Annotated in this window: 19 protein-coding genes; 5 read left to right on the top strand and 14 right to left on the bottom strand. The window is 72.4% G+C overall.

Annotation, left to right across the window (positions count from 1 at the left end; translation table 11 throughout):
* Nucleotides 1-4 precede the first annotated feature (4 nt).
* The 5 genes from ACZ4TR_RS35675 to ACZ4TR_RS35655 all read right to left on the bottom strand — a co-directional run bounded on the left by ACZ4TR_RS35675 (nt 5) and on the right by ACZ4TR_RS35655 (nt 6,156).
* A complete protein-coding gene (locus ACZ4TR_RS35675; protein ID WP_465292339.1) occupies nt 5-2,194 on the bottom strand; it encodes a serine/threonine-protein kinase in 2,190 nt (729 codons plus the stop codon).
* Nucleotides 2,191-3,648, bottom strand: a complete 1,458-nt coding sequence (locus ACZ4TR_RS35670; protein WP_465292337.1) for a trypsin-like peptidase domain-containing protein — start codon at nt 3,646-3,648, stop codon at nt 2,191-2,193. The genes ACZ4TR_RS35675 and ACZ4TR_RS35670 overlap by 4 nt, the downstream gene beginning before the upstream one ends.
* 246 nt (nt 3,649-3,894) lie before the next feature.
* Nucleotides 3,895-4,866, bottom strand: coding sequence for a transporter (locus tag ACZ4TR_RS35665; RefSeq protein ID WP_465292335.1), 972 nt, complete (start codon nt 4,864-4,866; stop codon nt 3,895-3,897).
* Nucleotides 4,863-5,747, bottom strand: coding sequence for an ABC transporter ATP-binding protein (locus tag ACZ4TR_RS35660; protein ID WP_465292333.1), 885 nt, complete (start codon nt 5,745-5,747; stop codon nt 4,863-4,865). The genes ACZ4TR_RS35665 and ACZ4TR_RS35660 overlap by 4 nt, the downstream gene beginning before the upstream one ends.
* Nucleotides 5,748-5,760: 13 nt before the next feature.
* Nucleotides 5,761-6,156: a GntR family transcriptional regulator gene (locus ACZ4TR_RS35655; RefSeq protein WP_465292331.1), complete on the bottom strand. Its 396-nt coding sequence runs from the start codon at nt 6,154-6,156 to the stop codon at nt 5,761-5,763.
* A gap of 119 nt (nt 6,157-6,275) precedes the next feature.
* Here ACZ4TR_RS35655 and ACZ4TR_RS35650 point away from each other — a divergent pair, with 119 nt between their 5' ends.
* From ACZ4TR_RS35650 to ACZ4TR_RS35640, 3 genes are all read left to right on the top strand, one after another.
* Complete coding sequence (locus ACZ4TR_RS35650; protein ID WP_465292329.1) at nt 6,276-7,049, top strand: cyclase family protein; 774 nt, start codon at nt 6,276-6,278, stop codon at nt 7,047-7,049.
* A complete protein-coding gene (locus ACZ4TR_RS35645) occupies nt 7,046-8,674 on the top strand; it encodes a thiamine pyrophosphate-binding protein (RefSeq protein ID WP_465292327.1) in 1,629 nt (542 codons plus the stop codon). Before ACZ4TR_RS35650 ends, ACZ4TR_RS35645 begins: the two co-directional genes overlap by 4 nt.
* 93 nt (nt 8,675-8,767) lie before the next feature.
* Nucleotides 8,768-9,760 carry a hypothetical protein gene (locus ACZ4TR_RS35640; RefSeq protein ID WP_465292325.1) on the top strand — a complete coding sequence of 331 codons (993 nt, stop codon included), beginning with the start codon at nt 8,768-8,770 and terminating at the stop codon, nt 9,758-9,760.
* A gap of 269 nt (nt 9,761-10,029) precedes the next feature.
* Here ACZ4TR_RS35640 and ACZ4TR_RS35635 read toward each other — a convergent pair whose 3' ends face one another.
* The 3 genes from ACZ4TR_RS35635 to ACZ4TR_RS35625 all read right to left on the bottom strand — a co-directional run bounded on the left by ACZ4TR_RS35635 (nt 10,030) and on the right by ACZ4TR_RS35625 (nt 12,604).
* A complete protein-coding gene (locus ACZ4TR_RS35635; RefSeq protein ID WP_465292323.1) occupies nt 10,030-11,316 on the bottom strand; it encodes an HNH endonuclease signature motif containing protein in 1,287 nt (428 codons plus the stop codon).
* A 108-nt stretch (nt 11,317-11,424) separates the two neighbouring features.
* On the bottom strand, nt 11,425-12,156 hold the full coding sequence (locus tag ACZ4TR_RS35630; protein WP_465292321.1) for a hypothetical protein: 732 nt from the start codon (nt 12,154-12,156) through the stop codon (nt 11,425-11,427).
* A 1-nt stretch (nt 12,157) separates the two neighbouring features.
* Nucleotides 12,158-12,604 carry an Lrp/AsnC family transcriptional regulator gene (locus tag ACZ4TR_RS35625; protein ID WP_364516580.1) on the bottom strand — a complete coding sequence of 149 codons (447 nt, stop codon included), beginning with the start codon at nt 12,602-12,604 and terminating at the stop codon, nt 12,158-12,160.
* A gap of 158 nt (nt 12,605-12,762) precedes the next feature.
* Here ACZ4TR_RS35625 and ACZ4TR_RS35620 point away from each other — a divergent pair, with 158 nt between their 5' ends.
* The gene (locus ACZ4TR_RS35620; protein WP_465292319.1) at nt 12,763-16,155 is read left to right on the top strand and encodes an indolepyruvate ferredoxin oxidoreductase family protein; all 3,393 of its coding nucleotides are present in this window, start codon (nt 12,763-12,765) and stop codon (nt 16,153-16,155) included.
* Here the strand turns inward: ACZ4TR_RS35620 and ACZ4TR_RS35615 are convergent.
* From ACZ4TR_RS35615 to ACZ4TR_RS35600, 4 genes are all read right to left on the bottom strand, one after another.
* Nucleotides 16,136-16,762, bottom strand: a complete 627-nt coding sequence (locus tag ACZ4TR_RS35615; RefSeq protein ID WP_364516584.1) for a response regulator — start codon at nt 16,760-16,762, stop codon at nt 16,136-16,138. The genes ACZ4TR_RS35620 and ACZ4TR_RS35615 overlap by 20 nt on opposite strands.
* 63 nt (nt 16,763-16,825) lie before the next feature.
* Nucleotides 16,826-17,791 carry a GlxA family transcriptional regulator gene (locus tag ACZ4TR_RS35610; protein WP_364516586.1) on the bottom strand — a complete coding sequence of 322 codons (966 nt, stop codon included), beginning with the start codon at nt 17,789-17,791 and terminating at the stop codon, nt 16,826-16,828.
* Nucleotide 17,792: 1 nt separating this feature from the next.
* Entirely contained in the window at nt 17,793-18,302 is a 510-nt protein-coding gene (locus ACZ4TR_RS35605) for an ATP-binding protein (RefSeq protein ID WP_364516588.1), read from the bottom strand.
* 205 nt (nt 18,303-18,507) lie between these two features.
* Nucleotides 18,508-19,149, bottom strand: coding sequence for an FMN-dependent NADH-azoreductase (locus ACZ4TR_RS35600; protein WP_465292317.1), 642 nt, complete (start codon nt 19,147-19,149; stop codon nt 18,508-18,510).
* Nucleotides 19,150-19,231: 82 nt separating this feature from the next.
* Here ACZ4TR_RS35600 and ACZ4TR_RS35595 point away from each other — a divergent pair, with 82 nt between their 5' ends.
* Nucleotides 19,232-19,708, top strand: coding sequence for a MarR family winged helix-turn-helix transcriptional regulator (locus tag ACZ4TR_RS35595; protein WP_465292315.1), 477 nt, complete (start codon nt 19,232-19,234; stop codon nt 19,706-19,708).
* Nucleotides 19,709-19,711: 3 nt separating this feature from the next.
* Here the strand turns inward: ACZ4TR_RS35595 and ACZ4TR_RS35590 are convergent, their stop codons facing one another.
* The gene (locus ACZ4TR_RS35590) at nt 19,712-20,314 is read right to left on the bottom strand and encodes a SecDF P1 head subdomain-containing protein (protein ID WP_465292313.1); all 603 of its coding nucleotides are present in this window, start codon (nt 20,312-20,314) and stop codon (nt 19,712-19,714) included.
* 22 nt (nt 20,315-20,336) lie between these two features.
* On the bottom strand, nt 20,337-22,124 hold the full coding sequence (locus tag ACZ4TR_RS35585) for a glycoside hydrolase family 76 protein (RefSeq protein ID WP_465292312.1): 1,788 nt from the start codon (nt 22,122-22,124) through the stop codon (nt 20,337-20,339).
* Between the last annotated feature and the right edge of the window lie 118 nt (nt 22,125-22,242).

Genomic DNA, 22,242 nt, shown 5'->3' with positions numbered 1-22,242 from the left:
CCGATCACCTTCTCGTCTTCGGCCGGACGGAGTTGGCGAGGTCGACGAGCACGCCGTGGTCGTTGCGGTCCCGGGCCCGCTCGGCGAGCCGGCGCAGGGACTGCTCCAGCAGCGTGCGCAGCCCGCGGTCGGTGACGCGCTCGCCGAGCAGGGCACCGCCGTTCCAGCCGGGCTGGGCGCCGTGACCGAGGGCGTCCAGTGCCGCCTCGCGGACGAGCGTCTCCAAGCGGTCCTGGGACTCGCCGTCGAGGTAGAGCTCGGGCAGCCGCCGCGCCGCGTCGGCGAGGTCGTCGGGGCCCGGCGGCCCGGACGGCAGGCGGGCCACCCGGATCCGCACGGCGGCGATCCGCGCGGCGTCGTAGTGGCGCGAGATCGGCGGGACGGCGTCCAGAAGGGCGACCGCGCCGTCGCGGCCCCGATCCCGCAGGTGGCTCCTGGCCAGGCCGAAGACGGCGCTGACCTGACCGTGGTCGCGGTGCCACACCGAGCGGTAGCAGCGCTCGGCCTGCCGGATGTCCCCGCGCAGTTCGGCGCAGAAGCCGAGCGCGAGCTTCGGTGCGAGCTCGCCCGGCCACGCGCGGTGCACCCGGTCGAACGCCGCCGCGGCCGGCTCGGTGTCGCCGCGGACGAGCGCCAGCAGGCCGTGGTGCCAGGCCGCCCGCCAGTCGCGCGCGGCCTCGGCGCCGAGCAGCTCTTCGGCCCTCGACAAGGTCACGGCCGCGCGGTCGGAGTCGCCCACCGCGACCAGCGCCCGCGTCCGGGCGAACTCGATCTCGACCGAGCGTTCGCCGAAGAACGCGAGCTTGTCCAGCCAGCGGTGCGGTCCCGGCGCGCCGGCGGCGGCGATGAACTCCGCCGCCGGGTCGTCCGGCGCGACCCGCGGAAGCGGGAGCCGGCCGGCGCCGTCGGCGGCGCGCGGCAGCCCGTGACCCAGTTCCCCGGCCCGGGAGGTGCCGGCGACCCAGCGGTCGAGACCGGGCACCGCGCCGAGGCCGTCGTCGAGCAGTTCGGCGGTGTCCTCGAACAGCGCCGACGGCACCGGGCGCGGCCGTTCGTCGCGCAGCGAAAGGATTTCCCGGCGCACGCCGTCGAGCTGCTCGGCCATCTCGGCCGCGGTGGCGAACCGCCGCTCGAACGGCGCGACCGCGCGCTCGAGGACCCGGCGCAGGGAATCGACACCGCCGGCGACGCGGTCCGGGTCGGTGGCCTCACCCGCGGCGTCCAGCAGCACCTGCAGCGTCCGGCCCACGGTGTGCAGGTCGGACCGGACGGTCAGGCCGTGCCGGGTCAGCTCGTGCGCCGGCACCTGGAACCCCTCGGTCCCGACGCTCGGACTCGCCGAGTCGTCGATCGCGCGGGCCGCGCCGAGATCGATGACCTTGACGCGCTTGTCGCCGTGGATCACGTTCTCCGGCTTCATGTCGCAGTACAGCAGGCCCTCGCCGTGGAGGTAGTCGAGCGCGCCGAGGATCGCGCGGCCGTAGACGATGACGTGCTCCACGCGCGGCGGCGGCCCCTTGACGAGGAGGTCGCGCAGGGACCGGCCGCCGACGTACTCCATCACCAGGTAGGTGTCCGGCTCGCCACCGGTGGGCGGGGTGTGCTCGACGAAGTCGGTGATCCGCACGATGTTCGGGTGGTCGAGCCGGATGAGCACGTCCCGCTCGACCCGCGCGAGCGCGCGCAGCATCGCGCTTTCGCTGTTGATCACGCCCTTGAGCACGACGTGCTGGCCGGCGAGCGCGGTGTCGGCGGCCAGGTACACCCAGCCGAGCCCACCGCGGGCGAAGCAGCCGAGGACCTCGTAGCGGTCGCCGACCCGCTCCTCGGGCGAAAGCTTCGGCAGGAAGGAGAACCGCTCGCCGCAGCTCTCGCAGAACCCTTCGGCGAACGCGGGTTCGCCGGCGTAGGCACGGCCCACCGGTTCGCCGCAGCGGCCGCAGAATCGGTGCTGCTCCGGGTAGTCCGGATCGGCGAGGACCAGCTTCTCGGGATCCGGTACTTCGACCGCGGGCAGCGACTGGAAGTCGGTTTCCCCGCCCCACAGCTCGACACTGCGCCGGGTGCTCTCCGGAGCGGGCGTGCTCAGCACGACGGTGGGGGTTTCGACCGGCACCCGGCGGTGGCCGCGCACCTCGCAGAACCCCGCCGGCCCGACGGGCTGCCCGTGACACCACATCGGCTCGGCGGTCATGAGCCGGCCAGCCGGTGGCGGACCGCGCGCACGTAGCGCTCGACCAGTTCCGCGGCCGCCGCCGGGTCGCCGGGGACCGCGGTCAGCGCCGCCATCGCCGGGCGGTACAGCCCGGCCAGTTCCTCGTCCTCCATGAAGCCCGCGTCGGTCGCCTTCGCGTTGTAGCCGCGGAGCCGTCCGCGCAGTTCGTCGTGCCGGGCGGCGTGCGCATCGAGGTCGGCGTGCAGCCGGACGAGCTCCCGGCGGGCCGCTTCGGCGTCGCGCTCGGTCACCGTCAGCGCGCGCCGGACGCGGCCGGGATCGATGCGCTCGCCCGCCGAGCGCAGCGCGGCCAGCCGCAGGCGCAGGTCCGCGGCGTGGCCGGGCACTTCGGCCGCCGGGTGCGCGCGCGTACCGACCTGGGCGGCCCGCTCCCGTGTCCGCTCCTCTTCGTGCTCCACCATTTCGACCAGCAGCGCCAGCCGGTCCAGCCGCCGCGCGTTCCGCTCGCTTTCCCAGCGGCGGGCCAGGCGCACGCCGGGCGAGTCCGGCCCGCTGAACTGGACGAGCACGGTGGCTCCCTTGTCCATCAACGGTTTGACCGCGCCGGTCAGCACCTCCTCCGGCGCGCGGGCGGCATCGACCCCGGCCACCGCCACGGCGACGTCCTCCGGGTTGGTCGCGAGCACCGTGGTGACCTCCTCGGTGCTGATGCCGGCGCTGACGTTCTCGGCCACCTCGTCGGCGGTCTTGCCGGTGGCGTCGACGATCGCGGCGAGCCGGTCGCCCCGGCCCGGCCGGGACCCGCGGCGTTCGCGCCGGACCTGGGTCAGGAAGTCCCGGACCACCGCCGAGTCGCGGTCGCCGATGACGACGACCAGCGGACCGGACGGCGGCCGCGGCGGCTCGCCCACCCACCGGGCGACCTCCGGGACGTGCCGGACGATCGTCTCGACCGGGATCAGGTAGGCGAGCCCGAGCCGTTCGTCGGTGTATTCGGTGACCACCATGCCGAGCACGGCGTCGGTGGCCTTGTCGATCACCCCGGCGCCGCTGAACCCGCGGCGGACCCGTTCGCCGGGCGGCTTCGAGTTCAGCTGGACCCACTCGCTGGCCGCCCCGGCCGGGCCGGCCAGCTCGGCGTCGTTCACCCACACGCCGTGCTGGTGCGGCGGCGGGAAGCCGTAGGTGTGGACCACCCGGTCGCGGACGGCGCCGAGGCGCACCAGCGGCGCACCCGGCACGCCGGGGAACGCCTCGCTCAGCTCCAGCAGCGCGATGTCCCCGCGGCCGTCGGGCAGCGGCGGCACCCAGCACCCCGGCCGGACGCCGGCGTACGCCTCCGGCATCCCGGGCAGGCCGACGAAGCGGACCACGAGCTGCCCGGCCGGGCACTCGGGTGGCGAAAGCGTTTCCGCGCTGACGGCCTGCACGACGTGCGCGCAGGTCAGCACCGTGGATTCGCCCAGCAGCATGCCGGCACCCAGTGTCCGGCCCGACGAGTCCAGCAAGCACACCCGCCACGGTTCCGAATCCCCCGCGCGCCCAGCGGACAAATCCCCGTTGTGCTCCCTCACCGGGAGCGACCTTACGGCGGCGCACCGACAGTCCGGGCGCGGTTCGCCCGCTTCCCCCGGCAGACCACCCGAACGGCCGCAGGGGCGCCGGGCCGTCGTGGGCAACTCACCACCCGGCGGACGGCCCGGTAGGAAACGGCCGTCTCAGGCGAGCGTGCGCAACCGGCGGAGCGCGAAGTACACCAGTGCCGCCGTCAGCAGCACGAAGATCCCCGTCTCGATGCCCTGGAACGTCCAGAACCGGTCGCCCGGCTGGTACTGCAGCCAGTTGTACGCGCCGGGACCGGCCTCGCTCTGCCCGCAGCCGCCGGGGCCGCACGGGCCGATCTCCGCGTTGGGCAGCACCATCTCCCCCGCCGCGTTGCGGACGCCTTGGGACAGTACCCAGTCGCCCGACGCCGTGTTCGGTGTCCGGTTGCCGTCCGGGAAGAACGTCAGTGCCTGCGCGGGGAGGTAGCGCGGCCGGGCCAGGACCTCGATCGCGACGCGGACCGCCGCGAAGCCGGCCAGCGCGATCCCCATGGCGGGCAGCACCTTGCGCCAGTACGTTCCCGCGAAGACGCCCAGCGCGAGCGCGAACAGCGTGTACGCGATCGGGACGACGCCCTGGACGTCGAAGGACAAGTACCCCAGCCGTCCGGTGCTCGCGGTGACCAGCGGCTCGAACCACCAGGAGACGCCGAGCGCGTACACGACGGCCAGCACCGCGGTGATCCCGCCGACCAGGCCGAACTTGACCAGCGCCCAGTGGAGGCGGCTGACGCCCTGCGTCCACACGAGACGGTGGGTGCCCTGCTCGACCTCGCGGGCGACCAGCGGCGCGCCGAAGAACACGCCGACCAGCACGGGCAGGACCACGAACAGCACGGCGACGAACACCATGCCGCCGAACTGCTGCTGGAACTGGTGGCCGAGGCCGCCGCAGCGACTGACCTCCTCGGTCTGGGTGATCATCGACGCGCTGCCGAGCGCGGCCCGGCACGCGGGCAGGCCGAGGCTGTCGAACGTCGTGTGCATCGCCAGGCCCGTCGGCACCATGATCGCGGCGAGCGCGACCAGGGCGCCGAGCGTGAACAGCGCCTGCTTGCGGTGCTGGCGCCAGGTCAGCCAGATCATGCCGGCACCCCCCACGCGGTAGCGGCGACGCGGGGCTCCGTGTCGGCGAGGTGGGCCAGCACCAGGTCCTCCAGCGTCACTTCGTGCTCCGTCCACAAGGGATCGACCGGCCCGTCGCCGCGGCGGACGAGCAGGGTCGACTGACGTTCGGTGTGGCTCGCGCGGACCACCTTCGCGACCCCGGCGATCGACTCGCTGCCGGCCCGCGGGCCGACCAGCGTGCGGTGCGTTTCGAGCAGTTCGTCGACGGGTCCGGTCAGCTGGACCCGGGACTGCTGCAGGACGACGAGGTAGTCGCAGCTGCGTTCGAGGTCGGCGAGCAGGTGCGAGGACAGCAGGACGGTCGTCTCGCTGTCGGCCACCGCGCCCATCAGCGTCTGCATGAACTCGCGGCGTGCCAACGGGTCCAGGCTCGCGATGGGCTCGTCGAGCAGCAGCAGCCTCGGGCGCTTGGCCAGGGCCAGCGCCAGCGCGACCTGCGCCCGCTGCCCGCCGGACAGCTTGCCCACCGGCCGGTCCGGCGGGATGCCGAGCATGGCGAGCCGTTCGCGGGCCAGCGCGGCGTCCCAGCGGCGGCGGTTCAGCTTGCCGCCCATCGTGACGAGCTCCGCGGCGGTGAAGTCGCGGTACAGCGGGGTGTCCTGCGCGACGAACCCGACGTCCGGGAGCACGGACCGCGGGTCGCGGCCGAACACGAGCACCTCTCCCGCGTCGGGGCGCAGCAGCCCGACGGCCAGGTGCAGCAAGGTCGTCTTGCCCGCGCCGTTCGGGCCCACCAGCGCGGCGATTCGCCCGGCGGGCACCTCCAGCGCGCAGTCCTGCAACGCCCAGGTGCGCCCGTAGCGCTTGCCCAGCGCCCGGGCCTGCACGGCCAGCTCCATCTCCGCCAACTCCCTACGCAAGGTCGCGGGGCACCCGGGTGCCGCGCAACGTGGTCTCGATCAGGGCGGCGATGTCGTCGGGCGACATCCCCGCGGCTTCGGCGCGCTCCAGCCAGGCCACCAGCTCGTCGCGCAGCCGCCCCTGGCTGCCCAGCGACGGCCCGGCCAGGCTGCCGGTGACGAACGTGCCCACCCCCGGCCGGCCTTCCGCGAGTCCTTCCAGGATCAGCTCGCGGTAGGCCTTGAGCACGGTGTTCGGGTTGATCGCCAGCGCCTCGGCCACATCCCGCACCTTCGGCAGCTGGTCGCCGGGGCGCAGCAGGCCGACCCGCAGCGCCTGCTTCACCTGGACGACGAGCTGCATGTACGTGGCGACCCGCGAGCGGCCGTCCAGGACGAACTCGATCACCCGGCACCTTCCTATTGTCCTACGACATTAAGACAACACCCGCGAACGCACCGCTGTCAAGGAACGCCCGCCGGGCATAAGGTTCCGATCAAGAGGCACACCGGCACCAGGAGGCAGGCATGTCGTTGTTGGACGGGCTGAGCAAGGCGATTGCCGGGGGAACGATCGAGATCGTCGATCTCACCGCCCCGCTGAGCGCGAGCACGCCGATCCTGCAGCTGCCGGAGCCGTTCGCCAACACGATCCCGTTCCGGCTGGAGGAGATCAGCCGCTACGACGAGCGCGGCCCGCGGTGGTACTGGAACGACATCCACACCGGCGAGCACACCGGCACCCACCTCGACGCCCCCGTCCACTGGGTGTCCGGAAAGGAGGGTCACGACGTTTCGCAGGTGCCGCTCAAGACCCTGGTCGCGCCCGCGGTCGTGCTGGACTTCTCGGCCCGTGCCGCCGAGGACCCGGACTTCCTCCTGTCGGTCGACGACGTCCGCGCCTGGACGGCCGAGCACGGCCCGCTGCCCGACGGCGGCTGGCTGCTCTACCGCACCGGCTGGGACGCGCGCAGCGACGACCAGGAGCGGTTCCTCAACGCCGACGAGACCGGATCGCACGCCCCCGGCGTCTCCCCCGAGTGCGCGCGGTGGCTCGCCGAGGAAAGCCCGATCACCGGGCTCGGCGTCGAGACCGTCGGCACCGACGCGGGTCAGGCGCCCGGCTTCGAACCGATGTTCCCGTGCCACGAACTCCTGCTGGGTGCCGGCAAGCACGGCCTGACGCAGCTGCAGAACCTCGCCACGCTGCCGCCGACCGGGACGCTGCTGGTCGTCTCGCCGCTGCCGATCGTCGGCGGCTCCGGCAGCCCCGCCCGCGTGCTGGCCCTGGTGGAGCGGTGAACGTCGCCGAACTCGTCGGCCGCACGCTGGCCGGCCTCGGCGTCGGCACGGCGTTCGGGGTGGTGGGCAGCGGCAACTTCGAGGTGACGAACGCGCTGCGCGCGGGCGGCGTCCGGTTCGTCGCCGCCCGCCACGAAGGCGGCGCCGCGAGCATGGCCGACGCCTACGCCCGGATGAGCGGGAAGGTCTCGGTGCTGTCGCTGCACCAGGGCTGCGGGCTGACCAACGCCGTCACCGGGATCACCGAGGCCGCCAAGAGCCGGACGCCGATGCTCGTGCTCACCGCGGACTCGGCCGCCGCGTCGGTGCTGTCCAACTTCCGCATCGACCAGGACGGGCTGGCCGCCGCGGTCGGCGCGGTGCCGGAACGCGTGCACTCGGCCGCGAGCGCGGTCGACGACACCGTGCGGGCCTTCCGGACCGCGTGGCAGCAGCGCCGGACGGTGGTGCTGAACCTGCCGCTGGACGTCCAGGCCGAGCCCGCGCCACCGGGAGCGCTGTCGCTGCCTCCTGTCGAGGGGCCGGCTCCGATGCGGCCGGACATCGGCGCGGCGGCGGACCTGGCGGACCTGCTGATCGCCGCCGAACGGCCGGTGTTCATCGCCGGCCGGGGCGCCCGCGGGAGCCGGAAGCCGTTGCGGGAGCTGGCCGCGCGGTCCGGCGCGCTGCTGGCCACCTCGGCCGTCGCGCACGGGCTCTTCCACGGTGATCCGTTCGCGCTGGGCATCTCGGGCGGGTTCGCGTCGCCGACGGCCGCCGAGCTGATCGCGGGCGCCGACCTCGTCGTCGGGTGGGGGTGCGCGCTGAACACGTGGACCACCCGCCACGGCAAGCTGCTCAGCCCGCACGCGGACCTCGTCCAGGTCGACCTCGAGCAGAGCGCGCTCGGCGCCCACCGGCCGATCGACCTCGGCGTCGTCGGCGACGCCGGGTGCACCGCGGAAGACGTCCTGAGCGAGCTGGGCGACCACCAGGCGGTCGGCTACCGCACCGAAGAGGTCGCCGCCCGGATCGCGGCCGGCCGCTGGACCGACGTCGAGCACGAGGACCTCTCCCGTGAGGGCCGCATCGACCCGCGCACCCTGAGCAAGCTGCTCGACGAGCTGCTGCCGGCCGAGCGGATCGTCGCGATCGACTCCGGCAACTTCATGGGTTACCCGAGTGCGTACCTGTCGGTGCCCGACGAGCAGGGGTTCTGCTTCACGCAGGCGTTCCAGAGCATCGGGCTGGGCCTGGGCACGGCGATCGGCGCGGCGCTCGCCCGCCCGGACCGGCTCCCGGTGCTGGGCACGGGTGACGGCGGGTTCCACATGGCACTGTCCGAACTGGACACGGCGGTCCGGCTCGGTCTGCCGCTGGTGGTGATCGTGTACAACGACGCCGCCTACGGAGCGGAGGTTCACCACTTCGGCGACGCGGACATGACCACGGTCCGGTTCCCCGACTCCGACCTCGCCGCGATCGGCCGCGGCTTCGGGTGCGCGGGGGTGACGGTCCGCTCCGCCGAAGACCTGTTCGCGGTGCGCGAGTGGCTCGCGGGTCCGCGCGCCGAACCGCTGGTGATCGACGCGAAGATCGCCGACGACGGCGGTTCCTGGTGGCTCGCGGAGGCGTTCCGGCACTGACCCGGCCTTGACAGCGACTCGGCCGGGGCTGGATGCTGAGCGAGTTGTCCTACTGTCGTAAGACAGCAGGTTTTCTGCTTCTGGGGAGTTGTCATGCGCTTGTTCATCTTGGCCGTACTCGCGGCCACCACCCTGGTAGCCGCACCCGCCGACGCGGGTCAGCCCCGGCCACCGTCCGACCCGGCGGGCACGCTGCTCGCCGCGTTCGACACGCATCCGATCGTCGCGAAGTCCAGCCCGGACGTCGGGCCGTTCGTGTTCGACCTGATCCGCGACCCGCGCTTCCCGGGCCGGGTGAACGACATCGCGGTGGAGTGCGGGAACTCGCGCCTCCAGCCACTGCTGGACGCCTACATCGGCGGTGCGGACGTGCCGGACATCAGCCGGGTCTGGCGCGACACGACCCAGCCGAGCTGCGGGTTTTCGACGTTCTACGAACAGCTTTTCGCCCTGGTGCGCCAGGTGAACACGACACTGCCGGCGAGCCGCAGGATCCGCGTGCTGGCGTGCGACCCGCCGATCGACTGGAGCCGTATCCAGGCGCCGGCCGACATGGAGCCGTTCCACGACCGGGACGCATCGATCGTGTCCGTGGTGAAGACGCAGGTGCTGCAGAAGAACCGCAAAGCGCTGATGCTGTTCGGCTTGGGCCACTTGACCCACGACGGCGGCAGCGGCGCGGTGGCCCAACTGGAGCGCGAGTACCCCGGCGCGGCGTACGTGGTCGCGGACCACCGCGGGTTCACATCGGACAACGCACGGCTCGAGAAAAGCTTGGGCTCATGGCCGTCGCTGATTTCGCTCCGGGGATCGTGGCTGAGCACTCTCGACACTCGCCTGTTCCCGACGAACCGGGAGTATCCGCCGGGCACGCGCGGTTATCCGGGCGTGGACGCGTACTTGTACGAGGGCCCGGCGGACCTGCTGCTGAGGGAGCCGTTGTCGGCTCGAGCGGTGCTGGATACGGGGTTCTTGGAGGAGCTGCGGCGTCGGGCGGTGGCGGTGGACTCGCCGCCGGATGGGTTGTTGTGGCCGGAGACGTTCTTCGAGCGGGAGCGCACTTCCGGGGTACTGCTGCACGGTTAGCCGGTTCGAAGCGGGCCGGTTGCCTGGGGTACCCGCCGTCGGGCGGCAGGGCCGAACACTGGGAGGCTGAATCGCGGTTGTGCTCAGCGCGATGCTCGTGACCGTCTGGCAGCCGATCTCGATTACTTTGCTGGCGCCGGTTTCGGTGCCTGAAGGCGCCGCGACCCTCTTGACCGGATTCAGGTGCTCCGGGGCCCTGCGGCACGGCCGGCATGACTCCGGGCGTGGGTGTAGGCCCGAAGCCGGTTGGCGGCGAGCCTTTCCCGTGTTCACGCCGCGAATGGCAGTGGTTGGTGGAGGTTGTTGCGCCTGGGTTTTCGGCGCTTGTCCAGGAATACCGGTGGCAGGAACTCGGGCAACCCGTCGGCAGCGATCCTTACCTGCCAGCCGGAACGGTGCAGCAACCGGTGATGATGAGCGCACAGCAAGACCAGATTGTCCAGCTCGGTCGGCCCGCCATCAGCCCAGTGCCGGACGTGGTGACCCTGGCAGTGCCGAGGTGAGCGATGACAGCCCGGGAAGGCACAGCCGCGATCTCGGAGGTAGAGCGCTCGGCGGAGCGGGGTGGAGACCAGGCGATGGTGACGGCCGAGGTCGAGAGGCTCACTCTGGGTGCCGAGGACCGCGGGAATGAGCTTGCAGTCGCAGGCGTGCATCCGGGCTTCGGCCGCGGAGATCGTGCCGAGGTCGCCCAGGAGAGCCCGGCCGACGCCGGGCTTGGACGTGGTGCCGAGGACGGCTTGACCGGCGCCGGCCTTGGGCGTCGTGCCGGTGCTGTTCAGTGCGGCCTGACCGGCGGCGGGCGTGGAGATGCCGCCGAGGGTGGCCCGACCGGCAGCAGCGTTGGACACGGTGCCGACCTGGGCGGCTTGACCGGCAGCGGAGGTGGTTCCGGTGTCGCCGAGCATGGCCTGACCGATGCCCGACCTCAGGTCCGCCAACGACACCGCCACCACCACATGAGCCCGCTCACCGGCCTGCATCGGCAGGTCTGGAGAGTTGAAAGCCAAGTCGATCACGTCGGAGAAGGCGTCGCCGTAGCGTTCCAACGGCGAGCGTAAGTCCGGGCCCTCGTCGGTGCTGTGACGCTCGGCGAGAGAGTCGAACAGGGCGCTGGCTCGGGCGCCGGTCTCGTCGTCGAAACGGCCGTTCAGCTCCCAGAACCCGGTTCTCTTCCGGCGCAACGACAACTCTCGGCTGGGAGTGGCAGGTTCGGTCTCGTCAGGGGCTCCGCCGTCAGGATCCAGGTGGGCGAGGATGCGTGCACCGAGAGCGGCGACTTGTTTGTGCCCGGCTTCGGAGGCGAAGGACAGCAGGCGCTGCTCGGCGTCGTCGCGGTGCTCAGCCGGGACCTGGGTCATCACCCCGACGATCGTGTCGATCATCGGGCTGCTCAACCGGCCTTCCGATGCGGCAGCGCCAGTGGCGGGAGCCAAAGCGGGGATGGGCGTGCCATCCAGGGTACGGCTTGAAGCAGACCACACAGCAGTGAGCAGCGCGGAGACACGGTCGGCCAGAGCCACCGCATCCGCTTTCCACACCGCTTCCCGGTCCATACAACAAGATTACCGAAGATCGAACGCCTGTCATCACACGATCAGGTGCGAACAAGTCCTCGGCATGGACACCGATGCGCCGATTTCCCACACCCCAGCGAAGCTGGATCAGGAGAAGCCAACCCGATGAGAAACCCAGACATTAGCCTCAACGTAAACAGCAAAGTCCTGCGCAACAGAGACGAACACAGGCCCAAGAGCGCCGGGAACCTCAACAGAACCGTCCCGATCGAACGGCAACCCGGTCCACTCCCGCCAGTCGGCCAAAGGAGCCTGCACAGTCGCCGAGCAGGAAGCGACACCGAGAATTCGGCCACCAGCACGCACATGAGTACGCAACCAACGATCAGCGGGCAAACCATCAGCCCGCACCCGAGCGGCGTACTCGCGCATCGGCATCGTCGGCACCGCGGCCTTGTCCGGCGGCCGGACCGGGATGACGAGCGACTCGAATCCGGCGGCAGCCGAGCGCATCCCTTCCAGCACCGTGCGGGAATGCCCGCGCCCCTGGTGGTCCGGGTGCACCGCGATCTCCAACGCGCAAGCGGTGTCCGGAGTGACGCCGTCGAGGGCGTCCTCCGCGGCCCACACCGCCACTTCGTCCCAGCCGCGGGAAGGCAACGACCCGCGGTCGCGGAACGGCACCATGATCCCGCGTGCGACCGGCCGGTCACCCTCCAGCAGCAGGACGACCAGGTGGGGCCAGCGGCTCGCCACCCGGCGGCGACGGACCAGCAGGCTCGCGAGGCTGCCGGCCATGAACTTCGGCGAGCCCGGCGGGTACGGGATCGCGTAGGCGGCCGATGCGAGGTCGGGGCGCTCAGCCAGCGTCACGAGCACGTCAGTTCCCCCGGGACCAGGATTCCAGCGCGATCAACGTCTTCGTGCCGGTCACCTGGTGGTGCCGGCGGATCTCGTCGATCGTCTTCTGCAGGTGGGCCATGTCGCGCACCCGCAGCCACACCAGCGCGTCCGGGTCGCCCGCGATCGTGAACACCGCCTGTGCCTCGGGCATGCGCGTGGTGGTGCGCAGGATCTCCGCGACCTTCGTGTTGCCGACGAACCGCAGCTCGGTGAACGCTTCGATCCCCCAACCCAGCTTCGCGTGGTCGACCTGCACGGTGAAGCCGGTGATCACGCCGGTCTCGCGCAGCCGGTCGATCCGGCGCTTGACCGCGGCCGTCGACAACGTGACGCGGCCGGCGATGTCGGACAGCGTCCGGCGGGCGTCCTCGCGCAGCAGGCCGAGGATCTCGTGGTCGGTCGCGTCGAGCAGGTCTTCGGTCATGCCTCCGAGCGTAAACGGACGCAAAAAACGGGACCACTCAGTCACTGGATACGCTGAACTTTGCGTGTGACACCCTGATCCGGCCCCGGCTGTTGCGTGAGGGTGACCCGCGCCGCACTGTGCTCCGAAGCACAACCGACGCGAAGGAGGCCCGCGCCGTGGAGACGTTCACGCTGGAGGACCGCTACCTGCGAGAAGCGGGGACCGTGCACCTGTCCGGGGTGCAGGCCCTGGTCCGGCTGCTGTTCGACCGCGTCCGCCACGACCGCGCCCACGGTGGCGACCCCGCCGTGTTCGTCTCGGGCTACGAGGGCTCGCCGCTGGCCGGCTACGACCTCGAACTCGGCCGCCGCGCGAAGCTGCTGGAGAAGCACGACGTCGTCCACCGCCCGGGCCTCAACGAGGAGCTGGCCGCGACCTCGGTCATGGGCAGCCAGCTCGTCGCGGGCGCCGGGGGGCGGCGCGGCGTCACCGGGTTCTGGTACGGCAAGGCCCCGGGCCTCGACCGCGCCACCGACGCCCTCCGCCACGCCAACCTGGCCGGCACCGACCCTCGCGGCGGCGCGGTCGCCCTGGTCGGCGACGACCCGAACGCGAAGTCCTCGACCGTCCCGTGCGCGTCCGAGCTCGCCCTCGCCGACCTGGCGATCCCGATCCTCTACCCGGCCGACTCCCAGGACGTCCTCGACCTCGGCATGCACGCGGTCGAGCTGTCCCGGGCGGCCGGTGTCTGGACGTCGCTGAAGATCGTCGCCAACGTCGCCGACGCTTCGGGCACCGCCACCGTGAGTCCACAGTGGACGGCTCCGGAGATCGACAGAGCCTACCGCCACACGCCGACGTCGCGTCTGCTCGGCACGAGCCTCGCCGAGCTGGAACGCAGCCTCTTCACCGTCCGGCTGCCCCTCGTGCTCGACTACCTGCGCGCGGCCGGCATCAACCGGATCACGCAACGGGGACCGGCCGACCGGATCGGCATCGTCTCCGCCGGGAAGTCCTACCTGGACCTCCAGCAGGCCCTGCGTGCACTGGGCCTCGACCCGGAAACACTGAAAAAGCACGGCATCCGCGTGCTCAAGCTCGGCGCGATCAACCCGCTGGAACCCGGGATCGTCCGCGAGTTCGCCGACGGGCTCGACGAGATCATCGTCGTCGAGGAGAAGCGCGGGTTCGTCGAGACCGCCATGAGGGCGGAGCTTTATGGCGTTCCCGGCGCGCCCGCGATCACCGGCAAGAAGGACCGCGACGGCCGCACGCTGTTCACCGAGCTCGGTGAGCTGGACCCGGACGGCATCGCGGCCGGCCTGGCCCGGCGGCTGCCCGAGGGCATCGCGTCGGTGGACGCCTTCGGTGCGCGCCGCCGTCGCGAGCGCATCTCCGTGCCGCTGCTCGCGCGGACGCCGTACTTCTGCTCGGGCTGCCCGCACAACTCGTCGACGAAGGTGCCCGAAGGCACGCTGGTCGGCGGCGGCATCGGCTGCCACACCATGGCCCTGTTCATGGAGCCGGACCAGGTCGGCACCGTCCTCGGCGTGACGCAGATGGGCGGCGAAGGCACGCAGTGGATCGGCATGGCGCCGTTCGTCGACGCCGAGCACTTCGTCCAGAACATCGGCGACGGCACGTTCACCCACTCCGGCAGCCTCGCCGTGCGCGCGGCGGTCGCCGCCGGGGTGAACATCACCTACAAGCTGCTCTACAACTCCGCCGTCGCGATGACCGGCGGCCAGGACGCCGTCGGCGGGCTACCGGTGGAGAAGGTCGCCGAGCTGCTGCTGGTCGAAGGCGCGAAGCGGGTCGTCATCACCAGCGACGCGCCCCGGCGGCTGCGGCGCCGGAAGCTGCCCGCCGGCGTCGACGTCCGCGACCGTACCGAACTCCTGGCCACGCAAGAAGAACTGGCCGCCGTCAAGGGCGTCACCGTGCTGATCCACGAGCAGGAGTGCGCGGCCGAGAAGCGCCGGAAGCGCCGTCGCGGCAAGCAGGAGACACCCGCGACGCGGGTCGTGATCAACGAGCGCGTCTGCGAGGGCTGCGGCGACTGCGGCACCAAGTCGAACTGCCTGTCGGTGCAGCCGGTGGCCACCGAGTTCGGCCGGAAGACCGCGATCCACCAGTCGTCGTGCAACGTCGACTACTCGTGCCTGGCCGGGGACTGCCCGTCGTTCGTCACCGTGGTGCCCACCGGGAAGAAGCAGCGCCGGAAGCTCGGCGAGCTGGCCGCGGACGCCGTGCCCGCTCCCCCGGTGTCCGAGAAGGACTTCACCGTCCGGATCACCGGGATCGGCGGCACCGGCGTGGTCACCGTGACGCAGATCCTCGCCACCGCCGCGGTGCTCGACGGGCGGCACGTCCGCACGCTCGACCAGACCGGGCTCGCCCAGAAAGGCGGCGCCGTCGTGTCCGACCTGAAGGTGACGGCGGAGCCGGTCGAGCAGGCCCCGAAGCTCGCCACCGGCGAGTGCGACCTCTACCTGGCGTGCGACGCGCTGGTCGGAGCGGACGCGACGAACCTCGGCGTGGCCGACGCCGCCCGCACCACGGCGGTCGTCTCGACCACCGAGGTGCCGACCGGCCGGATGGTCGTCGACACGACGGTGGCCTTCCCGGACCCCGGCAGCGTCCTCGCGCCCATCGACACTGCCGCATCGCGGACGGTGTCCCTGGACGCGCGCGGTCTGGCCGAAGAACTCTTCGACGACGACCAGTTCGCGAACGTGCTCCAGCTCGGCGCGGCCTTCCAGACCGGCGTGATCGGCCTGCCGGCCGAGGTGATCGAGCACGCGATCGAGCTCAACGGCACCGCGGTGGCCGCGAACCTGCAGGCCTTCCGCCGCGGTCGTCAGCTGGTGGCCGACCCGGACGCGCTGACGACGTCGCCGGCTCCGACGCGCACAGTCGCACAGCCCGCCGCGCGCAAGCTGGTGGACGCATCCCCCGGATCCGAGCTGGCGCGCCTGCTCGACGTCCGGATCCCGGATCTGGTCGCCTACCAGGACGAGCGGTACGCGCGGGCGTACGCGGAGTTCGTCGAGCAGGTGCGCGTGCTGGAGGACGGGCCGACGGAGATCACCGAGGCGGTCGCGAAGCACCTGTACAAGCTGATGGCCTACAAGGACGAGTACGAGGTCGCGCGCCTGTCGCTGGACCCGGCGTTCACGGCGGATCTCGAGGAGCAGTTCGGCGCGGGCACGAAGTACGCCTACCGCCTCCACCCGCCGGTCCTGCGGGCGCTGGGCATGAAGCGCAAGATCAGCCTGGGCCCGTGGTTCCGCCCGGCGTTCCGGCTGCTGCACGCGCTGCGGCGGCTGCGCGGAACCCGGTTCGACCCGTTCGGCCGCGCCGAGGTGCGGCGGGTCGAGCGCGAGCTCGTCGAGGACTACCGCGCCTCGGTGCTGCGCGCCTTCCGCGCCGACGACGTCGACCGGGCCCGGGTCCTGGCGCTGGCCGAACTGCCCGACCTGGTGCGCGGCTACGAGGACGTCAAGCTGGCCAACGTCGCCCGGTACCGGGCGAAGCAGGCCGAAGTCTTCACGCTCGTAGATAACTGAGCATCGCCCGGGCTTCGTCGGGGACGCGCAGCTTCGCGCTGACGTCCCCGGCGTGCTGCCGGGCGGCGGCGGTGCCGATGCCGAGCAGCCGCCCGATCGTCGGCACCGAGTGGCCTTCCGCCAGCAGCGCGACGACCTCGCGTTCGCGCGCGGTGAGCGTGCCGACGGGGTCGCCGGGCCGCGGCCGGGCCAGCTGCACGGCGACGACGTCGCGGTCCAGCACCGTGCCCCCGGCGGCGACGCGCCGCAAGGCGTCGAGGAACTCGCCGGGCTTGCCGACACGCTCCTTGAGCAGGTAGCCCGCGCCGCCGCCCCCGGCGGCCAGGAGGTCGCCCGCGTAGCCGTCCTCGATGAACGCCGAGAGCGCGAGGATGGCGAGCCCCGGCATCAGCCGGCGCGCTTCGAGGGCGGCCCGCAGTCCTTCGTCGGTGAACGTCGGCGGCATCCGGACGTCGACCACGGCCAGGTCCGGGATCTCCGCCGCGACGGCGGCCACCAGGTCGCCGGGGTGGTCGACGGCCGCGGCGACGTCGAACCCCTCGCTGCGCAGGAGCAGGACCAGCCCCTCCCGCAGCAGGGCGTCCTCTTCCGCGATGACAATGCGCACGCTGCCTCCTCGCCTCCACGTCCTCTCCCTGCCTGGATGCACGGATCGGGGGGTGGGTCCGGTTCAGCCGATGCCGGTGGTCCGGAACCGGGCGCGGTAGTCGCTCGGTGTCACGCCTAGGCCGCGCGCGAAGGCGCGCCGCAGCGTCTCGACGGATCCGAAGCCCGCTCGCCGGGCCACGACGTCCAGGGGCTCGGTCGTGCGTTCCAGCAGCTGCTGGGCCGATTCGAGCCGCACCTGCTCGACGAACCGCGCGGGCGTGCGGCCGAGCTCTTCGCGGAACAGGCGGGTCAGGTGCCGCGCGCTGACCCCGGCGCGGGCGGCCAGGTCGCCGAGGGTGTGCGGCGCCGCCGGATCGGCCGCGACGGCGTCGAGCACGGCCCGCAGCACCTCGGTGCGCGGGCGGCCCGTCTCCAGCCGGACGCTGAACTGCGACTGCCCGCCGGGCCGCTGCAGGAAGACGACCAGGTGCTTGGCCACCAGCCGGGCCACCTCGGCCCCGAGGTCCTCCTCGACCAGCGCGAGGGCCAGGTCGATGCCGGACGTGACGCCCGCCGAGGTGATCACCGGGCCGTCCTTGACGAAGATCGCGTCCCCGTCGACCCGCACGCGCGGGAAGCGACGGGCGAGCTGGTCGGTCAGGTCCCAGTGGGTGGTGGCGCGCCTGCCGTCGAGAACGCCCGCCGCGGCCAGCGCGAACGCGCCCGCGCACACCGACGCCGTGCGGTCCGCGCCGCCGGCCAGGCGCCGGATCTGCGCGACGAGCTCCGTGTCGGCGATCGTGCGGACCCACTCGGGGCCGCCGGGCACCAGCACGGTCGCCCCGCGCGGATCGGCCGCCGCGAGGTCGAGGTCGGCGCCCAGGCGCGTCCCGGTGTTGGCGCGGACGTCGGCGCCGCCGGGCGACGCCGTCTTCAGCTCGTACCGGCCGCCGTGCTCGTTGGCTTCGGCGAAGACCTCGAGCGGCCCGGAGACGTCCAGGAGCCGGACGCCGTCGTAGAGGACGACGAGGACGAGACGGCCGCGCACGTCAGCCCTGGCCGGACCAGCCGCTCAGCCGCGTGAGCAGGCGCTCCAGCACCTCCGGGTCCGCGGCCACGGGATCGCCGGAAACCGGCTCGTCGACCAGGGTCCGGCGGTCCTGCCGGCGCGGCAGGCGCACCTGCTTGGCGTTCATCCCGCCGGGCAGCTCGAGCTCGCACCAGGTGGTGCGGGCCCCGCCGGCACCGGGCGTGACGCCCACGCGCTCGCCGGGCCCGGCGACCTTCGGCTCCGGCAGGCCGGGCACGTCGTCGTCGACCTCGACCACCAGCACGTCGGCGCGCAGCCGCAGCCGCAGCGTCACGAAGGCGGGTGATCGCGGGTCACCGGCGTCGATGACGGTCTCGACCAGCCGTCTCGCGGTGGCGGTCACCTGCTCCAGCATCGGCAGCAGGGACCAGTCGGTGAGAATCAGGCGGACGAACAGCTCCGTGACCGGCAACGCGCTCGGTTGCGCGACCAGCCGGATATCGTCCATCTGCGAGGTGTGCGCGCTCAAACCTGACCTTCCTCGCCCAGGTGCGGACCGTCCGGGTTTCCGCATCTTTCCACCCGGCCTCCGGCGGCACGGTACCGGCTGTGTCCGCGCTGCTACCGGCGGGGCCCGGGGCGAAGTCGGCGAAGGCGAAGTTCTGCGCGCCGAACGGTTCCCCGAGGCGGCCTTCGGTCCGTCCGCCGTACCGGAGGCCGCCTCGGAAAGCGCGTCAGACCCGCGCGGGGGCCCACAGGTCGTCGATGGTCTTCTCGGCCGTCGCCAGGCTCGCGTCCGCCAGCGGGATGAGCTCCGCCATCGCCGGGTTGACGTGGGCCAGCGTCAGCTCGGCGGTGATGAAGCGCGGCTCGAGACCGGTCAGCGAAACGCCGTGGGGGAGCCACTGCTCGGCGTGGTCCCAGCCTTCGCGGGGCGTGCCCTCGCCGTAGCCGCCGCCGCGGGAGGCCAGCACGATGAACTCGCGGCCGCCGAGGAGGCCGGTCTGCGTCTCGTGGTCGACCGAAAGCCCGGGCGCGATGAGGTGGTCGACCCACGTCTTGACGCTGCTCGGCGCGCCGAAGTTGTAGAGCGGCAGGCCCAGCAGCACCGTGTCGGCCGCCTTGATCTCGTCGACCAGCTCGCGGGTCCGCGCCCACGCCGCCGCCTGCCCGGGCGTGTGCTGTTCCGGCGGCACCATGCCGGCCAGCCCGCTCGCCGCGTCGATGTGGGGCAGCGGGTGCGCGCCCAGGTCGCGGTAGGTGACGGTGCCGTCCGGGTGCGCGGCGCGCCACGCCGCCGCGGCCCGCGCGCTGAGCCGGCGGCTCACCGAGCGCTCGCCCTGGATGCTCGAGTCGATGTGAAGGAGATGCGCCATGTCGTTAGCCGCCCATAGATCGTTGATGTAAGACAAACCATTAATAGCACATCGACTGTTCGCCTGCCCATATACTGGGCGCATGACCTCGCTGCCGGTCGTCAACCAGCCGCCTCACCGCTGCGGGGCACTGCTCGGCCAGCTCACGCGGCGGCTGCAGCTGCGCAGCGAGTCGGTGCTGACGCCGCTGGGCCTGCGGCCGCGGCACCTCATCGCGCTCACGGTCCTGCGCGACCTGGGCGGCAGCTCGCAGCAGGACCTGGCGAAGATCCTCGAGATGGACGGCACGAACGTGGTCGGGCTGCTGAACGACCTCGAGGCCGAAAACCTGATCGAGCGCCGCCGCTCCCCCGTCGACCGGCGGCGCCACGTCGTCGAGCTCACCGACGTCGGCGCGAAGCTGCTGGTCCGGGCCGAGTTCGCGCTCGCCGCGGTGGAGGACGAGGTGTTCAGCGGCCTCAGCGACGAGCAGCGGGAAAACCTCTACGAACTGCTCCGCCAGGCGACGAACAAGACGGAGACCGAAGCCTGCCGGGAAGCCCTGCCGCCGACCTGCTGAGCGTCAGCCGCCGGCGATGTCACGCGCCAACTGCCGCGCTTCGGGCAGCGTGAACTTCCCGGTGATCTGCGTTTCCCCGCCGGTGATGGCCGACTGCACGGCCGGCGCGGTCAGCACCCGGCTCTTCAGCACCATCGCGACCTGCTCGCCGATGTTCCGCCCGGTCCACTCCGCCCAGGCCTTCGTCCCGGCGGTCGTGAAGCTCAGGGTGATGACCGAGCTGCCGGTCTGCGGATCGACGGTGGCGTCCACCCGGCTCACGTCGGCGCCGCTGAGGAAGCCGGGCGCGAGGATGTACTTCGTGCCCTCCGCGCGGTCGCAGCTGACCAGCGGCAACGCCGGGTCGTCGCGGCCGTCGAGGGGATCCGGCTTCCCCTGGGCGCAGTCGAACGCCTGCGCGGCGGCCTGCTGCGTGGCCGGGTCGGTGCTCTGCCGCTCGGTCACGGAGCCGGCCGCCGGCCCCGGCGGCAGTTCGGCCAGGACCGGCCGGAACCGCAGCTGGGAGCCGTCCTTGACGATGAAGCCGGTGGGCGCGGCCTGACCCGCGACCTCGGCCTGGCACCCGGTGACGAGCACGGCGACGGCCGCGAGGAGGAGGATCCGCACGGCGCCATTCTGGCGTGCGGACCTACCCGGCCGCCAGGATCGCTTCGAGCCCGGAGGCCTGGGTCCGCCAGTCCGTCACGTTCGGTGTCGTGCCGGTCCAGCGCTGGCCGATCCGGTTCAGCGAGTCCCGGTCGCCCGACCACAGCGCATCCGCCTGCCGCTGCGCGAACGCGCGGTAGGTCGCCGAGCCCGTCGCCGTGGCCAGGTCGCCGAAGTAGCGCAGGAAGATGCCCTTGAACTGCTTCTGGTTGTCGTCGCAGGACGCCGTCCCGAGGTCGCAAGACTCGACCAGCACCCCGCCCGAGGTGAGCCGCGCCATCGCCGCGTCCGCCAGCCGCTTCGCCGCGTCCACATAGGACTGGACGCCGGTCGCGCGCCCCAGCTCCAGCAGCCCGCCGATGCCGAGGCCCTGGTTGTACGTCCAGACCGTCTGGCCGTTGTTGGCGCAGGACGCCGTCAAGCCGTCGTTCACCAGGCCCGAGGAGTTGATCAAGCCGCTGCTCAGGAACCAGTCGCCCGCGGTCCGGGCCCGCTGGCCCCACACCGTGTCCCCGGCGAGCCGGTTGTGCAGCGACGCGGTCAGCCGCAGGTACAGCCCGGCCGTGACGGCGTTCTTGTACGTCCGCTCGCGGTTCCACCACACTCCGCCGCCGCAGCTGCCGGTGTCCCAGAACCCGTGGACGTAGTTCGCGATCGTCGTCGCTTCGGTGAGGTAGCGCGGGTCGTGGGTGCGGTCGTAAAGGGCGACCCAGGCCAGCCCCCACCACGCGCTGTCGTCGATGGCGCGGCTGACGAAGTGGCCCTCGATCGCGTCGGAACTCCTTGCCCCGGCCGGGAAAGCGGCGCGGTTGACGTCGAAGGTGCGGGCCAGCGCGGCGTCGAACCCGCCCGCGTCGGCCACCGCCGTCACCGCGACCGCGGAGTTCCACCAGCTCGACGGCCACCAGGCGGTGGAGGGGTCGTAGGACCACATCAGCGCGTCGAGCGCACCGGCGGCGCGGGTCGTCGCCGGGCGTGCCCAGGCCGTGCAGCTCCCTTGCGCGTGCGTGGCTTCGCGGCCGCAAGCGCGCACCGCGCCACCGTAGAGCCGGCCGCGGGGATCGCGCGTCGCGAACGCCGTGGTGCGGGTGCCGGCGGCGCCCGCGGCGACGCTCGTCCGGCCCAGCGACGAGCCGTCCGGCCAGCTCGCGCCGGCGTCCCAGGAGCGGTCGAGCCAGATTTCGTCGCCGGCACCGCCGGCTTCGATCCCGGCCCAGGCCATGCCTTTGCCGTCGAAGTGCAGCCGGATCGTGCGGCCGAACAGCGTAGCCGGCGCGACCGGCTGACTGTCCCCGGATCCCGGGGTGGTGCGGTCGCAGGCGGCGTCGCAGACGTCCGGGTGGATCCACGCGGTGCACGCGACGCCCTGCGCGTCCCCGCACGCCCGGACCAGCCCGCGGCGGTGGTGCTGCGGATCGGTCAGGTTGTACATGAGCGTGCGGGTGCCGGTCCACGTGCCGGGGACGCTCGCCTTGCCCAGCAGGCCTTCCCAGGTGGCGCCGGCGTCCCAGGAACGATCGAGCCAGACGGCGTCACCGGCGACGCCGTTGTCGATGCTCGCCCACGCCATGCCGTCGGGGTCGGAAGCGTGCAGCCGCACGACGCGGCCGTTGATCACCTTGTCGGGCAAGGGAAAGCTCTCCCGCGCGGCCCGCGACGGGTCGAGCGTGTCGCACGACGTGACGCACACCGCCGTGGCCGCTTCGGCGGGCCGGAGGGACATCGGAGTGAAGGAACCGAGGACGAGCAGCAGCACGAGCAATGTCCGCATCGACATCCCTCTCCACGCACCGGGGTTCGCTCCAGGATAGGAACTTTCCCGGCGGTTATGAAGGATTCCGCCCGGTTCTGGCTCGTTCCGGACAAAGGTTCTCCACCGGATAAATGAG

The sequence above is a fragment of the Amycolatopsis sp. NPDC028719 genome, from assembly GCF_055565395.1.
The sequence above is the reverse complement of the archived record's forward strand: the minus strand, read 5'-3'. Positions and strand labels throughout refer to the sequence as shown.

What these genes read in the sequence shown, in the direction of transcription:
- ACZ4TR_RS35675 (WP_465292339.1), bottom strand. Translation starts at nt 2,194, where the DNA reads ATGACCGCCGAGCCGATGTGGTGTCACGGGCAGCCCGTCGGGCCGGCG.
- ACZ4TR_RS35670 (WP_465292337.1), bottom strand. Translation starts at nt 3,648, where the DNA reads ATGCTGCTGGGCGAATCCACGGTGCTGACCTGCGCGCACGTCGTGCAG.
- ACZ4TR_RS35665 (WP_465292335.1), bottom strand. Translation starts at nt 4,866, where the DNA reads ATGATCTGGCTGACCTGGCGCCAGCACCGCAAGCAGGCGCTGTTCACG.
- ACZ4TR_RS35660 (WP_465292333.1), bottom strand. Translation starts at nt 5,747, where the DNA reads ATGGAGCTGGCCGTGCAGGCCCGGGCGCTGGGCAAGCGCTACGGGCGC.
- ACZ4TR_RS35650 (WP_465292329.1), top strand. Translation starts at nt 6,276, where the DNA reads ATGTCGTTGTTGGACGGGCTGAGCAAGGCGATTGCCGGGGGAACGATC.
- ACZ4TR_RS35640 (WP_465292325.1), top strand. Translation starts at nt 8,768, where the DNA reads ATGCGCTTGTTCATCTTGGCCGTACTCGCGGCCACCACCCTGGTAGCC.
- ACZ4TR_RS35635 (WP_465292323.1), bottom strand. Translation starts at nt 11,316, where the DNA reads ATGGACCGGGAAGCGGTGTGGAAAGCGGATGCGGTGGCTCTGGCCGAC.
- ACZ4TR_RS35625 (WP_364516580.1), bottom strand. Translation starts at nt 12,604, where the DNA reads ATGACCGAAGACCTGCTCGACGCGACCGACCACGAGATCCTCGGCCTG.
- ACZ4TR_RS35600 (WP_465292317.1), bottom strand. Translation starts at nt 19,149, where the DNA reads ATGGCGCATCTCCTTCACATCGACTCGAGCATCCAGGGCGAGCGCTCG.
- ACZ4TR_RS35595 (WP_465292315.1), top strand. Translation starts at nt 19,232, where the DNA reads ATGACCTCGCTGCCGGTCGTCAACCAGCCGCCTCACCGCTGCGGGGCA.
- ACZ4TR_RS35585 (WP_465292312.1), bottom strand. Translation starts at nt 22,124, where the DNA reads ATGCGGACATTGCTCGTGCTGCTGCTCGTCCTCGGTTCCTTCACTCCG.